A 14,575-nucleotide genomic window follows, 5' to 3' on the forward strand; every position below is an offset into this window, starting at 1 on the left:
CAGAGAACGGCGGATTTAAAGGGGTGGAACGGTAATCCATGACCGGCGTCTGGCGCCGGTTCGGATTAATGACGAGTGGCCAACAGGGCGCCACTCAAACAGCCGCAGGAGCGCTGCAGGGCAGCGCTAGGCTTTCGGCGTTTCGCCGTAGTTTTCGTAATAGCTGGCATAGCTGTAGCCGTATTTCGAAGTCTTGCTCAGGTCCACTTGGTTCAGCACCACACCGGTAACCGGCGCGTTGTTTTGCAGCAGCTGGCCCATGCCTTTTTGCACCATCGGAATCGAGGTGTGCTCGGCGCGAACCACATAGATCAGCGCGTCGCAGGTGGTGGCCAACAGCTTCGAGTCACTCACCGCCATGGTCGGTGGCGAGTCGATGATGATGCGCTGGTAGCGGGTTTTCAGCAGTTCCAGAATGTTGGTCAGACGCGCCGACGACAGCAGCTCTTGCGGGTTCGGCGGCACCATGCCGGCGGGCATCATGTCGACGTTGCCCACGGTGCGGATGCATTCATCGAGCTTGGCGGTACCGGCAATCAGGTTGGCCAGGCCAGGCGTGCCGACCGGGAAGTCGAAGTTGCGGGCCATGGTTGGGCGGCGCAAGTCGGCGTCGATCAGCAGCACTTTTTCGATGTGGGCAACCGAGAATGCCAGGTTGCTGGCAATCGAACTCTTGCCCTCGCCCGGTACGGAGGAGGTGACCAGGACGATTTTGCGCGGGCTGTCGAGGTCGGTAAGCACAAGGCTGGTACGCAGCGTTCGTATCGATTCGCTGAAGGCCTTGTTCTCGTTCTGCTCGAACAGGTGCGCCACCTGATGACGGTTCTTCTTCGGCACCAATGGCACCACACCCAGAACCGGCACGTTGAGTTTGCTTTCGACGTCTTCGGTGCTCTTGAAGCTGTTGTTCATGGCTTCGAACAGCAAGGTCAGACCGATGCCCAGCACCGCCGCCAACACCGCTGCAATCGAAACGATCAACGGCTTACGTGGCTTGCTGGCCTTGGTTGGCACGATGGCGCGGTCAACGATACGGGCGTTGGCCGAGTTCATGTCCGAGGTCGCTGCGGTTTCCTTCAAGCGGGTGAGGAAGGTCTCGTACAGCGAACGGTTGGTGTCCACTTCACGTTGCAGTTCACGCAGCTTGAACTCCTTGCGGGAGATGTCCTGAATCTGTGCCTTGTTGTTGTTGAACGAGGAGCGCAGCGAGTTCTCGTTGGCCTGGGCCAATTGGTAATTGCGCTCGATACCGGCCACCACCAATTGCACCTGCGCTTGCAGGCTGGCGGTCGCGGCAGACAACTCGGAACGGGCACCGACCATGGCCGGGTGCTTGTCGCCATAACGGCGCGACATTTCCTCAACCTTGGCTTGCGCGCGGGCCACGTCGGCTTTGAATTGCTGAATCAGCGGGTGGCCGAGAACGGCGGGCACGCTGGCCAGACGTTCCAGGTCGCCGGTGGTGCTCATTTTCTGCACTTGGCGGTACTGGCTTTCGGCTTCGGCGCGAGCGCGGCGGGCGTCGATCATGCGGTTGCCGGTCATCGACAGCTCATTGGCGCTGATGGTGGCCACACCGTCTACGTCAACCAGCCCTTCTTGTTCGCGGTACGCCTGCAGTTTGTCCTCGGCGGTTTTCAACTTGCTGCGCAGTTCTTCCAGGCGCGAGTTCATCCAGTTGGTGGTGGCCAGCGAGGTTTCCAGGCTGGCGTCCAATTGGCTGTCGATAAAGCCTTCGGCCACGGCGTTGGCGATTTTCGCTGCCAGTTCCGGGTTCGGCAGTTCAACGCCAATGGCCATCAACTTGCTCTTACCGAGCAGGGCGGGTTCGATTTCGTCGCGCAGGCGCTGGGTGACGATGTCGAACACTTGCTCTTCAGTCGGGCCGGCACTCGGATCTTCTTCAGGCAACAAGCCAGGAATCAGTTCGCCGATGCCCAGCTTGGCCAGAATGGCGCGCGGGGCAAAGGCCGATTCGGCGTGCTGACGCGGGTCGAACATTGGCTCGTCAGTCAGGTTCAGCTTGCGCACAACGCGCTCGGCCAAGCCGCGCGATTGCAGGAGCGCCAACTGGGTTTGCAGGTATTCGCTACCACTGTCCGAGGGGTCGAGAATTTGCTGGAACGACAACACCGGCGCGTGCTTGTCCTCGATCAGCAGAATCGAGTTGGCGCGGTATTGAGGCGTCAGGTTGAGCACCGCGACCACAGCCAACATGGTGACGATGACAATCAGGGCGAGGATGTTCCACTTGCCCTGCCAGAGGGTTTCGCCGAGTTTTTTCAGGTCGATGACATCTTCGTCTTCGTGGTGATTACGAAACGGCAAGACGCGCTCTGGGGTGATGCGCTGCAGATCATTCATCAGAAAAAACCTTGCTCGATGGTGATGGTGTCGCCAGGAAGAATGGCGGTTTCGAGGGTGGCTTTTTCGCCCTGGCGTGTTTCACCGGTGCCGCGCACGATGGTCACGCGCTTGGTCGAAGCACGCTCCGTCAGGCCGCCGGCAAGGGCAATGGCACGTTGCAGGGTGAGGCCCGGCTGGTACGGATAACCGCCAGGCTTTTGCACTTCGCCGCTGATGTAGAACTCACGGTACGTCACGACTGCGACGGTCACCCGTGGGTCTTTCAGATAGCCTTCTTTGAGTTTGTTGGAGATCAGGTCTTCGATCTGGTTAGGCGTCTTGCCGCGTGCGTCGATCTGGCCCACGAACGGGTAGGTGAATGTGCCCGCATCGTTCAGACGGATTTCTTCAAAACTCAGGTCCGGCTCGCCGTAAACCTGAATGCGCACAACGTCACCCGAGGCGAGCTGGTATTGCCCACCGCTCGTTTCGGCTACGGCCAGTTGGCAGAAAACCAGGGTAATCAGCGAGAGAAAAAGTCTGCGAATCATAGATAGGCTCAAAGTGGTATGGCTCAAAGGCTGCCGGTCAGGCTGACCATGTACACGTTGCGTTTAAAGCTTTGCTCGGCCGCGTCGGAATCGTTGTCACGGTGGCTGTAGCCCACGCCGATATCCAACCAGCGACGCATCTTGTAGTTGAGGTTGAAACCGATCACTTGCAGGTCATCGGAACGGTTCTGGCCTTCGTAGTCTTTAGTGCCGAACTCGTACTGCACGGTCGAGGTGATGCGCTCGGTCCAACCGTGCGCCCAGGCCAGCGCGGTGCTGGTGTTCTTGATCGCGTCGGAACCGTCGTCACCTTCGTCGAAGGCGCGGCGAGTGGTCAGGCTGAACGTGGAGTAAGTACGCGGGCTCCAGTCAACACCGATTTCCCACATGGGGCTGGTCAGGTCGTCGCGGCTGCTGTCATCGAAGTTCTTCTTCTCATAACCCACGCGCATTTTGCCGGTGGTTTTCGCCGTGGCTTCCCACACGCCACCGACCAGTACGGCGTCGTTGGTGCTGTTGCGGGGGCTGTTCTTTTGTACGTAGTCGTAGTCGTAGTGGCGGTACTCAACCAACGAGTTGGTCGAGCCGCCGAGACGGTGGTACCACACGGTGTTGAACGCCGTGGTGTCGCGCTCTTCATCGGCGTTGATGTCGCCGCTGTTGTCGTAGCGCAGCTCTTCGTAGTTGGCGCCGAAGTCGAGGCGGTTATCGGCGGTTTTCGAACCGAAGGTGTACAGGCCGCCCACGTGGGTGGAGTGGTACTTGTCGTTTTCATCGGCGACGGCGGTGTCACCGGTTTCCTCGATTTTGTCGTAACCGGCTTCCAGCTTCAGGCGGTGGCTGGAAGTGAATTCCATGATGCTTTCGAGCAGCACCTTGTGGTCGGTGTTACTGGCATCGGAGGCGTCGTGGTAAATGTCGCTGTCGGCTTCGTAGGTCAGGCGATAAGCGCTGTTGCGGTCTTCAGCCAGCAACTCGAAAGCCGGTTTGATAGTGGTGATCCACGACGACTCTTCGTGATGTTCGAGCTCGCGGAAGTTGTCGTCGTAGCTTTCTTTCATCGTCAGGGTCGGGGTGAACTGCAGGCCGAATACGTCGACACTCTGCGGTTCCAATGCCCAAGCCGAGGCGGGAATTACGGTCGGGGCTGCAAGCGTAATGGCGAGCCGACGGATCGATTTCATGCGAAGTCCTTGCTTGTTCATGCCTGCGGCAGGGCGCGCGTCAGGGGTAAGCGGGTGAGCTGTGCCGCTTCGCTTAGTGCGCGGCGATAGCAAATGGTTTCATCAACATTTGCTCAGCTCGGACTTGCGGTTTTCGCTGTGCTGCCGGTGCCTGCGTTGCCGCCGCTTGGCGCGCCTGTTGCGCCGTCATTGGCGCTGGAATTGGTGTCGTCGGCGGCGATCAAAACTGCGGAAGAGCGCACAGTTTCGGCGGCGTTCGCAACGCCAGCAGTCAAAGCAAGCAACACAAGGGCACAGGCAGAAATGGCACGCATGAAGTAGTCCTTTGTAACGGGCTGGCAAAGGTCGCCAGCGGGATGAAAAGTGATCGTTTTTCCACGCTACCGCCCCAAGGTTGCACGTATGGTCCTTGATAACGCGGCTAGCTGATGTGGTTAAAACTGCTCGAGCACTACGGGTGGCCGGCCACATCGATGGCCGGTTCAGCTGGAGCATTCAATACGACTGTTATTACGGGCCTCTCTACGCGCTCTTGATATGACTCAAGGGCACGCGAACGGGCTGTTCACGACTCAACAACTGCAACAGGATCATCACGCGTTCCGTGCCATCCATCGCCAGGAAGACTCCTTCCAGCGTGCTCAATGGCCCTTGGATGATTTGCAACTTGTCGCCCGGCTGGAACAGCTGGCTGGGCATTTCCCCCGAGCAGCGCGCACGCAAATGCTCAATGACCTGATCGGTCACCGAGGCGGGGCCGTGGTTGAAATTAACGATGCGACTGACTCCGCGCGTGGAGCGCAGCGCAGACCAGTTGTCCTCATGGCTCAACTGGATGAATAGGTAGCCGGGAAACAGTGACTCAAGCACATCCTGGCGCTTGCCACGCAGCACGCGTTGGGTCACCCACTGCGGCCGGAAGGTCACGTAATTCTGCCGGAGCAAATTCTCCTCAGCGCGACTGTCTTGGCGCGCCTTGCATTGCAAGAGGTACCAGGCCGGCTGGGTGGTGCTAAGTCTTTCCATAGACCGTTCACTCCACTTCGCGAAATCAAGCTGGCTGATAAAACTGGAGTGGTGTGTGGTTGTTGCCACGCACTCGAACCAGGCCCTAATTCACACGAAGCACGAAATATGCCATCACACTACGTTCATGGTATCGACACTATGTGTCGCTTTCATGGCGCTCCGGGTTAGCGGAGATTTCTAGCTGATTTCCTTAGGTTTATTTTCTCTCAAAAGTTCAGAAAATATTTACCCTCGGCTAGCGGGGCGCGGAGCATAAGCCGTCTGCACCGACGGTAGCAACCTGCCATCTCGCTGTCTTAAGTCCCTTACACCTCGCGGAATTCGCCATTTTCCGCGTCGGAAATGTCCCTCTGAGCCCGTGCCGCGTCAGCGTTAGACTCGACTTTCGTTGGATTGATTTTTTCGTCTTTGTTCCCGGCATATGACAGCCGGTCGTCCGATCAACGGTCGATTTATGACGGCGAAGTCACCGCTCCAGCCCGCACGGGCTCAGCCCCCGCTTGAATTCCTGCACCCTTGCTGTGCAGTAAATGGGTCGGCTGCTACTAAACGATGACAAGACGGACGGTTTGCGACGGCTGGCACGGTTTTAGGCGGTATATCAGTCGCGCGATACGCCGATTGCGCCAGATGCGTGGCTGTTGGCCGTGCAGCTTGTTGACCTGCTGTTTGCCGGGCAACAGCAAAGGGCCGTCCTACAGGCGTTGCGGTGCGTTTGCTAAGCCCAACCGCACGCCCACTTTTAGCCCGAGCGAGCGCTCGGTTTATTCCGGCATCGGTAGGGAGTAGGTGATTGGCCATAGCGCTATAGCGAAAGGCTTACAAGAAGCGGCTCCGATATCGCCTTTTATGTATGTAGGAGATTTCTTAATCTAGAACCGTCACTGAAGCGCAGGGAGTGCTTCAGGATCAGGGACGATCGACCATTGCCAAGGTGGCTGCCGACAGGATGTTGGGATGGTCTGAGAAAAACCCGCTTCGGCGGGTTTTTTGTTTTTTCGGATTTGTGGCTGCGTGTGCTATCGCGGCGTTCTGTTTTGTCGTGTGTGCTGAACGTTTTGTTTCGCGCCTTACGCGCGAGTCACTTTTGTCATTGCCGGTATGCCGGACCACCCAAAAGTAACCAAAAACGCTAGCCCCTACCTTGGGTCTCCGCTGCGCTCCGACTTCCCTCGATCCGTCGCCGCTCCGGGGGCACGTCACAACGGGCCATCCATGGCCCGATGTTCCTTTCGCGGCTCCCGGCCGCTCAACCCCCTCCACGTCGACTCCACTCGGCCTGCGATGAACGGGGCCGGTAGATCAAAGGCCAAAGCAAAAGCAGATCACCAGCATCGGCGCAGCCGATTCCATTCGCCAGCAAGCTGGCTCCTACGGGCCAGCGCTGCGGCTATCAACTCCAGCGCCGCTGCAACGTGCATTTAGGCATCTCGTTAAACAAGCCCCGATACGCTTCCGAAAACCGTCCCAAGTGCCAGAACGACCAGCGCATGGCCACCTCTGCCACCGTCGTTTCCTCTGGCGCGGCGCGGGCCAGGTCGCGGTGGGCGGCGTTCAGCCGGCGCAGGCGCAGCCAGGCGCTAGGGGTAATGCCGGTGAACTGGGTGAACGAATGCTGTAACTGGCGCACGGTCACGCCGGCTGCGGTCGCCAGTTCCAGCACGTTGAAATTGTCTTCCGGGTAGGCGCTGGCCAACTCGAATACCTTGCCGACGATGCGCCGGTCTTCGGCCAGGCGCCGTTGCCGAGATTGGTCGAGCGAGCGCGACGAGCAGTCGAGTACGAATAAACAGTCGTCCACCAACTGCCGCGACAAGTTGGCGTCCAGACTGGCGCCCGGCGTGGCGGAAAGTTTGTTCAGCACGTAACTCAGCCACGAACTGAACACCTGGCTTTGCTGCGATTTCAGCGGCGTCAGCAGCAGGCCGTCGAGGCTGTTGGGGCAGGGCGGTTGGCCCATCAAGTCGAGGTCGATCACCACCGCTACTTCGCGGTAGTTCTCGGGGGTTATCCAAGTGTTCTGGGTTTCGCTGTTGAGCAGGTACAGGGCGCCGTCGGCCATGTCGAAGCTGAACACCAGGGCGTTGTCGGGCGCATGAAAATGCTGCTCGACGCGGGTGTTCATCCGTTCCTCGTAGGCTTCCACGCCGTTGCATTGGGCGTGCACGATGCGGCCGTGGAAACGCCCCGCCGACATCTGGGCGTAGTGCTGTTGCCAGCCGTCGATGGCCGTCCTTTGCTGGTCGACGTCCAGAGTTTGCAAGACCTTGATCGCCATCGCGGGTCACGTTTTCAGATTGTTATGCGCCCGATTATGGCCGGGCTTGCCGAGGCGTTGGTTTAGCCGTTCGCGGAGCTTAGGTGCGCCGTTTCGCGACTAAACGCCACATGCGCCAAAAAGTGGCAGCCACCGTTGCGCAAACTGGATAGATGCCCCGCGAACGCCCCGCGCAGAATCGGCGCCTTCAAGCACAACTCCCCTGAGGGTTTATGAAAGGCGATCTGCAACAGCTGAAAACTTGGCTGAATAACAATAAAGTCACCGAAGTCGAGTGCCTGGTCTCCGACCTTTCCGGCATCGCCCGCGGCAAGATTTCCCCCACCAACAAGTTTCTCGCTGAGCAGGGCATGCGCCTGCCCGAGAGTGTGCTGTTGCAGACAGTGACCGGCGACTTCGTCGACGACGACGTCTACTACGACCTGCTCGACCCCGCCGACATCGACATGCATTGCCGCCCCGACGAAAACGCCGTGTTCCTGGTGCCATGGGCGCTGGAGCCGACGGCTCAGGTGATTCACGACACCTACGACAAGATGGGCAACCCCATCGACCTGTCGCCGCGCAACATCCTCAAGAAAGTGTTGGCGCTGTACACCGCGAAAAACTGGAAGCCCATCGTTGCCCCGGAAATGGAGTTCTATCTCACCGAGCGCAGCCCCGATCCAGACTATCCGTTGAAGCCGCCAGTGGGCCGTTCCGGTCGCCAGGAAACCGGCCGCCAAAGCTATTCCATCGAAGCCACCAACGAATTCGATCCGCTGTTTGAAGACATGTACGACTGGTGCGAAGCGCAGGGGCTGGACCTCGATACGTTGATTCACGAGGAAGGCACGGCGCAGATGGAAATCAACTTCCGGCACGGTGACGCGTTGCATCTGGCGGACCAGATTTTTGTGTTCAAACGCACCATGCGCGAAGCGGCGCTGCGCCATAACGTGGCCGCCACGTTCATGGCCAAACCCATGACCGGCGAGCCGGGCAGCGCCATGCATTTGCACCAGAGCGTGGTCGACCTGACCACCGGCAAAAGCGTGTTCGCCAACGAAGACGGCAGCATGAGTGAGCTGTTCCTCGGCCACATCGGCGGCTTGCAAAAGTACATCCCCGACACCCTGCCGCTGTTCGCGCCAAACGTGAACTCGTTCCGCCGCTTCCTGCCCGACACCTCGGCGCCAGTGAACGTGGAGTGGGGCGCAGACAACCGCACCGTGGGCCTGCGTGTACCGGAATCTGATCCGCAAAACATGCGCGTGGAAAACCGTTTGCCAGGCGCTGACGCCAACCCGTACCTGGCCCTGGCTGCCAGCTTGCTGTGCGGTTATGTCGGCATGGTCGAAGGTCTGAACCCGAGCGAGCCGGTGGTCGGTCGCGGTTATGAGCGCCGCAACCTGCGCTTGCCGCTGACGCTGGAGCAAGCCCTGGAATGCATGGAGCAATCGACCATGGTCAAGGAGTATCTGGGCCAGCGTTTCCCGGCGGCGTATGTGGCGGTGAAGCGTGCGGAACACGAAAACTACAAACGCGTCATCAGCTCGTGGGAGCGCGAGTTCTTGTTGCTGAGCGTGTAAAAACAAAAACCTGAAAGGGACATCCCTAGAGGAAGGCGAATGAGCAAGTCACTGATCAAAACAGTGTTGGCGAGCAGCGTGTTGCTGCTCAGCGGCGGCGTGTATGCCGGCGGCGTGGTGAACGTTTACAACTGGACCGACTACATCGGCGAAACCACCTTGAAAGACTTCGAGGCCGAGACCGGCATCAACCCGGTGTACGACGTGTTCGACTCCAACGAAACCCTGGAAGGCAAGCTGCTGGCTGGGCGCACCGGTTACGACATCGTCGTACCGAGCAACCATTTCCTTAGCCGTCAGATCCGCGCCGGCGTGTTTCAACCGTTGGACAAAAGTCTGCTGCCGAACTGGAAAAACCTCAGCCCCGCCTTGCTCGAACGTCTGCAAGAAAACGATCCCGGCAACAAATACGCGGTGCCCTACCTGTGGGGCACCAACGGCATCGCCTTTAACGTCAAGAAAGTAAAAGAGGCGCTGGGCGTCGACACCATCGATTCCTGGGCCGTGCTGTTCGAGCCGGAGAACATCAAAAAGCTGCAAGCCTGTGGCGTGTCGTTGATGGACTCGCCGGACGAGGTTTACCCCTCGGTGCTCAACTACATGGGCAAAGACCCGCGTAGCAAAAACCTCGAAGACTATAAAGAAGCGCAGAAAAAGCTCGACGCCATTCGCCCGTACATCACCTATTTCCATTCCTCGAAATACGTGGCGGACCTGGCCAACGGCAATATCTGCGTGGCCTTCGCCTATTCGGGCGACGCCTTCCAGGCCATGAGCCGAGCCAAGGAAGCCGGCAACGGCATCGACATCGCCTACGTGGTGCCCAAAGAAGGCGCCAACCTGTGGTTCGACATGTTGGCCATTCCCGCCGACGCGAAGAACATCGCCGAGGCGCACGCCTACATTAACTACCTGCTCAAGCCGGACGTGATCAGCAAAGTCAGCGACTTTGTCGGCTACGCCAACGCCAACCAGGCGGCCGACGCGGTGATGGACCCGGAAATTCGCAACAACCCGTCCATCTACCCGTCGGACGAGGTCTTGAAAAAGCTCTACGTATCGTCCGAATGGACCACCGCCGTCATGCGCTGGACCACCCGTGCGTGGAACAAATACAAGTCCGCCCGCTAATAGCGCTCGGCGCTCGAACTGCACGCCTGCCCCTGTGGGAGCGGCTTTAGCCGCGATGCTCTTGAACATCACAAGCATCGCGGCTGAAGCCGCTCCTACAAGGGTCGGTTGCGCCGGTCGGTCCCATCGTTTTCCAGAGGTGCAAACCTCCAAGCTTTAGGTCTTTGTATGACGCTGAATTCCCCTAATCCTGGCGCCGCGCCCACGGCCCACACCGCCTCCTACTACCACGCCACGCGCAACAAACAGATCGACTTTCCGGTGCTCACTGGCGCGCTGGATTGCGATGTGTGCATCGTCGGCGGTGGTTTCAGCGGGTTGAACACGGCCATCGAATTGGCTGAACGCGGCCTGTCCGTGGTGCTACTGGAAGCCAAGCAAATCGCCTGGGCCGCCAGTGGTCGCAACGGCGGGCAATTGATTCGTGGCGTCGGCCACGACTTGTCGAAATTCGCCAGCCAGATCGGCACCGACGGCGTCGCCACCCTGGAGCGACTGGGGCTGGAAGCGGTGGAAATCGTTCGCCAGCGCGTTGCCAAATACGGCATCGAATGCGACTTGCGCTGGGGCTACTGCGACCTCGCCAACACGCCGCAGCATTACCAAGGGTTTATCGAGGACAAGCAGGCGCTCGAACGCATGGGTTACGGCCACGAGCTGACGCTGATCGAGCCCGACCAAATGGAACGTGTGGTCGACTCGAAGGTGTTTGTCGGCGGCATGATCGACAGCGGCTCAGGCCATTTGCATCCGCTCAACCTGGCACTTGGCGAAGCGGCTGTGGCCCACAAATTGGGCGTGCGCATTTTCGAAAACAGCGCCGCGCAGCGCATCGAATACGGCGCCAAAGTGAAAGTGCACACCGCCTCCGGGCTGGTGCGCGCGAGCTCGCTGGTGTTGGCCGGCAACGCTCACCTGGCCGGGCTGGTGCCGGAACTCAGCGGCAAAGTATTGCCCGCCGGCAGTTACATCATTGGTACCGAGCAGCTCAGCGAGGCCCAGGCCGAGCAGTTGATTCCGGGCAACCGCGCCCTGTGCGACCAGCGCGTAGGGCTGGATTACTTCCGCTTGTCTGCCGATCGTCGCCTGTTGTTTGGCGGCGCCTGCCATTACTCGGGGCGCGACCCCCACGACATCGCCGCGTATATGCGCCCGAAAATGCTGCGCGTCTTCCCGCAACTGGCCGACACCCGCATCGACTTCGCCTGGGGCGGCACCATCGGCATTGGTGCCAACCGCTTGCCGCAGATCGGCCGTTTGCGCGGCGAAACCAACGTGTACTTCGCCCAGGCCTATTCCGGGCATGGCGTGAACACCACGCACCTGGCCGGTCGGCTGCTCGCTGAAGCCATCTGTCGTCAGGACAGCACCGGCTTCGACCTGTTCGCGCAAGTGCCGCACATGAAATTCCCGGGCGGCAAACTGCTGCGCACGCCGCTTTTGGCGCTGGGCATGTCGTGGTACCGGCTGCGGGAAATAGCCGGCATCTGAGGGCGCTCGCCTTCGTAGCGCAAGGCCCCGGTGCGCGGGCCTTGCGCAACTTCTGCGGTTTACTTCTATGCTGCAAAAGCTGGCCGGCCGGCGAGCGGCAATAGGGAAACGCACGGATTGATCCGGGCATTGATTCCGAGGCCTTTCGCGTCATAAGGATTGAGCGGGGCACTTCGAATGCGGGACAAACGTCGCCTGTTCGTGTTGGTGTGGCCTTTTATCGCCATTGTTGTGCTGCAAGCCGCGCTGGCGGGGATCAGCCTGGACTTGTTGTCGTCGGTACGCGCTTATGTGACCGGCGAAAGCCTGTGGTCCAAGGGGCAGAAAGACGCTTTTTCCTACCTGCACTTGTACGCCGACACCCGCGACGAAGCCGACTACCGCGCCTTCCAGGCGGCCATTGCCATTCCCTTGGGCGACCATGCCGCGCGCCTGGCCATGGACCTGCCAACCCCGGACTACCCCGCCGCCCACGAAGGGTTTCTGCGCGGCGGTACGCACCCGCAAGACATTCCCGGCCTGATCTGGCTGTACCGCGACTTTCGCCATTTCAGCTACCTGAGCACCGCCATCGGCCATTGGCAGGTCGGCGACAGTTTCATTCTGGCCCTGCAAGACGTCGGCGAGCGCATGCACCAAAGCATCAGCACCGGCAGCGCAACGCCTGAACAGGTGCAGGCTTGGAACGAGCAGATCTACGCCATCAACCTGCAAGTCACGCCGGTGGCCAAGGCGTTTTCCGACACCCTGGGCCAGGGGTCGCGCTTTATTCAGCGCTTGCTGCTGGGCGCCAATGTGCTGGCCGCTGCGGTGTTGATCGCGCTGGCGACCCTGCGCACGTTGAAGCTGGTGCAACAGCGCGAAACCTTCGAGCTGGCCCTGCAAACCGAGAAGGAGCGGGCGCAAACGACCCTGGCCTCGATTGGCGATGCGGTGATCCGCACGGACGAACGCGGCTGCCTGGAATACATGAACCCGGCCGCCGAAGACCTGATTTTGTGCCGCAACGAACACGCCCGCGGGCGCTCTTTGGGCACGCTGTTCCACCTGCAAGACAGCGACTGTCAGCAAGCCGACACGCCGCTGGTGGAACGCATTCTGACCGGCGAAATCGGTGGCAGCGCCCATGCCCAGCAAGTGGTGCGCCTGGACGGCAGCAAGGTGGCGGTGGCGTTGGTCAGCGCGCCTATTCGTATCGCCGGACGCATTGCCGGCGCCGTGCTGGTGCTGCACGACATGACCCGCGAACGCCAGTACATCGACACCCTGTCGTGGCAGGCATCCCACGACGCCTTAACCGGCCTGGCCAACCGCCGCGAATTCGAGCAGCGCCTGGAAAGCGCCTTGCTGCGCCTGGAAACCCAGGCGGGGCAGCACGCGCTGATGTTTCTCGACCTCGACCAATTCAAAGTGGTGAACGATACCTGCGGGCATGCGGCGGGCGACCAGTTGTTGCGCCAAGTGTGCGTGTTGCTGCAAGAGCACCTGCGCGAAGGCGACACCCTGGCGCGGCTGGGTGGCGATGAGTTCGGCATTCTTCTGCAAAACTGCCCGGCCGCGCCGGCAGCGCGCATCGCCGAATTGCTGCGCATGACGGTGCACGACCTGCAATTCGTCTGGGACGGGCGCAACTTCAACATCGGCGTGAGCATCGGCTTGGTGATGCTGGCGCAGTCACACATTACGCTGGCCGAGGCGCTGCGCTCAGCCGACATGGCGTGCTACATGGCCAAGGAAAAAGGCCGTAACCGTGTGCAGGTGTTCGAAAGCGATGATTCGGAAATGTCCAACCGCTTCGGCGAAATGGCCTGGGTGCAGCGCATTCATGCAGCCTTGGAGGAACGGCGCTTCTGTCTGTATTACCAACTGATCGCGCCGGTCGCCGCCGAGCAGGGCAGCGGCGCGCATCTGGAATTACTCGTGCGCCTGCGCGACGAAGACGGCCAGTTGGTACCGCCGATTCGCTTTATTCCTGCCGCCGAACGCTACGGCCTGATGCCACTGATTGACCGCTGGGTCGTCAGCCACGCGTTCTCCGTGTTGGCGCAACGTCAGGCCAGCCCGGACAGCGACCCGATCGCCACCTGCGCCATCAACCTGTCGGGGCCGACCTTTGGCGACCAGGCTTTTCTCGGCTTTGTGCGCGAGCAACTCAGCCACTTCAACATCGCCGCGCAGCAAATCTGCTTTGAAATCACCGAAACCAGCGCCATCGCCAACCTGGCCAGCGCCATCCATTTCATCCGCGAACTGAAAAGCCTCGGCTGCCGCTTTTCTCTGGACGATTTCGGCGCGGGCATGTCGTCGTTTGGCTACTTGAAACACTTGCCGGTGGACTACCTGAAAATCGACGGCAGCTTTGTCAAAGACATGCTTGAAGACCCCATCGACCGGGCGATGGTCGAGTCGATCAACCAGATCGGTCACGTCATGGGCAAGCTGACCATCGCCGAATTCGTCGAAACGCCGGAAATCATGCAAGCACTGGCCGAGGTCGGCGTGGATTACGCGCAGGGGTATGCGATTGCCAAGCCGATGCCGTTTGATGCCCATGTGAGGTGGAGTACCGGCGCCAGGCCGGGTTGAGCGGGGCGAAGGCGGGCGCTTGGGTGGTGGACGTAACGAAAGTAGGCCGGGGTGGCAGGTTTTCTTTACGCTTTTGGCTGTGTGGTAAGAGTGCTTTGCTTTGATTTCAGGGCGTTATTGGGGCGCCTGTTGCGCGCGCCATGCAAGCCTGGGTTCCGAATCGTCGGACCGCCGCCTGCGCGCGGATGACGGAGGTGTGGGTGACGACCGCCTTAAGGTTTACCACCGTCATTCCCGCGAAGGCGGGAATCCAGGCTAGTGAGGGGAGCGAAACCACCCGGCCAAACGAAAGCCCCCAAAGCGGAGCAAAGCACCGCCTCACCAAACCCACCAAATTCCCCCCGTATCAAATCCTTGCCACCTCACCCCACAACCCCCTCAAAACCTCCACCCACCCCATCTTGTTCC

At 60.1% G+C, this 14,575-nt stretch carries 10 protein-coding genes; 5 read left to right on the plus strand and 5 right to left on the minus strand.

The features are described from left to right. Positions 1–126: 126 nt before the first annotated feature. From AC0IW7_RS18890 to AC0IW7_RS18900, 3 genes are read right to left on the minus strand one after another with little or no spacing between them, the layout of a single operon-like run. Entirely contained in the window at positions 127–2,364 is a 2,238-nt protein-coding gene (locus AC0IW7_RS18890) for a GumC family protein (protein ID WP_471820034.1), read from the minus strand. After that, on the minus strand, positions 2,364–2,897 hold the full coding sequence (locus tag AC0IW7_RS18895) for a polysaccharide biosynthesis/export family protein (protein WP_471820036.1): 534 nt from the start codon (positions 2,895–2,897) through the stop codon (positions 2,364–2,366). The genes AC0IW7_RS18890 and AC0IW7_RS18895 overlap by 1 nt, the downstream gene beginning before the upstream one ends. Before the next feature lie 23 nt (positions 2,898–2,920). Next, positions 2,921–4,081, minus strand: coding sequence for an outer membrane beta-barrel protein (locus AC0IW7_RS18900; RefSeq protein WP_471820038.1), 1,161 nt, complete (start codon positions 4,079–4,081; stop codon positions 2,921–2,923). Between the two features lie 93 nt (positions 4,082–4,174). On the opposite strand from AC0IW7_RS18900, the gene AC0IW7_RS18905 reads away from it, so the two are divergent. Continuing rightward, positions 4,175–4,402: a hypothetical protein gene (locus AC0IW7_RS18905; RefSeq protein WP_471820040.1), complete on the plus strand. Its 228-nt coding sequence runs from the start codon at positions 4,175–4,177 to the stop codon at positions 4,400–4,402. Positions 4,403–4,603: 201 nt separating this feature from the next. Here AC0IW7_RS18905 and rfaH read toward each other — a convergent pair whose 3' ends face one another. Both rfaH and AC0IW7_RS18915 read right to left on the minus strand, forming a co-directional pair. Then, on the minus strand, positions 4,604–5,107 hold the full coding sequence (rfaH, locus tag AC0IW7_RS18910) for a transcription/translation regulatory transformer protein RfaH (protein ID WP_122492583.1): 504 nt from the start codon (positions 5,105–5,107) through the stop codon (positions 4,604–4,606). Between the two features lie 1,396 nt (positions 5,108–6,503). Then, complete coding sequence (locus AC0IW7_RS18915) at positions 6,504–7,388, minus strand: helix-turn-helix domain-containing protein (RefSeq protein ID WP_471820042.1); 885 nt, start codon at positions 7,386–7,388, stop codon at positions 6,504–6,506. Between the two features lie 212 nt (positions 7,389–7,600). Here AC0IW7_RS18915 and AC0IW7_RS18920 point away from each other — a divergent pair, with 212 nt between their 5' ends. The 4 genes from AC0IW7_RS18920 (at position 7,601) to AC0IW7_RS18935 (ending at position 14,167) form a co-directional block, all read left to right on the plus strand. Further along, positions 7,601–8,959 carry a glutamine synthetase family protein gene (locus tag AC0IW7_RS18920; RefSeq protein ID WP_463551712.1) on the plus strand — a complete coding sequence of 453 codons (1,359 nt, stop codon included), beginning with the start codon at positions 7,601–7,603 and terminating at the stop codon, positions 8,957–8,959. A 39-nt stretch (positions 8,960–8,998) separates the two neighbouring features. Beyond that, positions 8,999–10,090 carry a polyamine ABC transporter substrate-binding protein gene (locus AC0IW7_RS18925; protein WP_471820044.1) on the plus strand — a complete coding sequence of 364 codons (1,092 nt, stop codon included), beginning with the start codon at positions 8,999–9,001 and terminating at the stop codon, positions 10,088–10,090. Between the two features lie 168 nt (positions 10,091–10,258). Further along, positions 10,259–11,581 carry an NAD(P)/FAD-dependent oxidoreductase gene (locus AC0IW7_RS18930; RefSeq protein ID WP_471820046.1) on the plus strand — a complete coding sequence of 441 codons (1,323 nt, stop codon included), beginning with the start codon at positions 10,259–10,261 and terminating at the stop codon, positions 11,579–11,581. 177 nt (positions 11,582–11,758) lie between these two features. Further along, positions 11,759–14,167 carry an EAL domain-containing protein gene (locus AC0IW7_RS18935; protein WP_471820048.1) on the plus strand — a complete coding sequence of 803 codons (2,409 nt, stop codon included), beginning with the start codon at positions 11,759–11,761 and terminating at the stop codon, positions 14,165–14,167. The last annotated feature ends 408 nt before the right edge of the window (positions 14,168–14,575 follow it).

The sequence above is a fragment of the Pseudomonas sp. AC229 genome, from assembly GCF_979254655.1.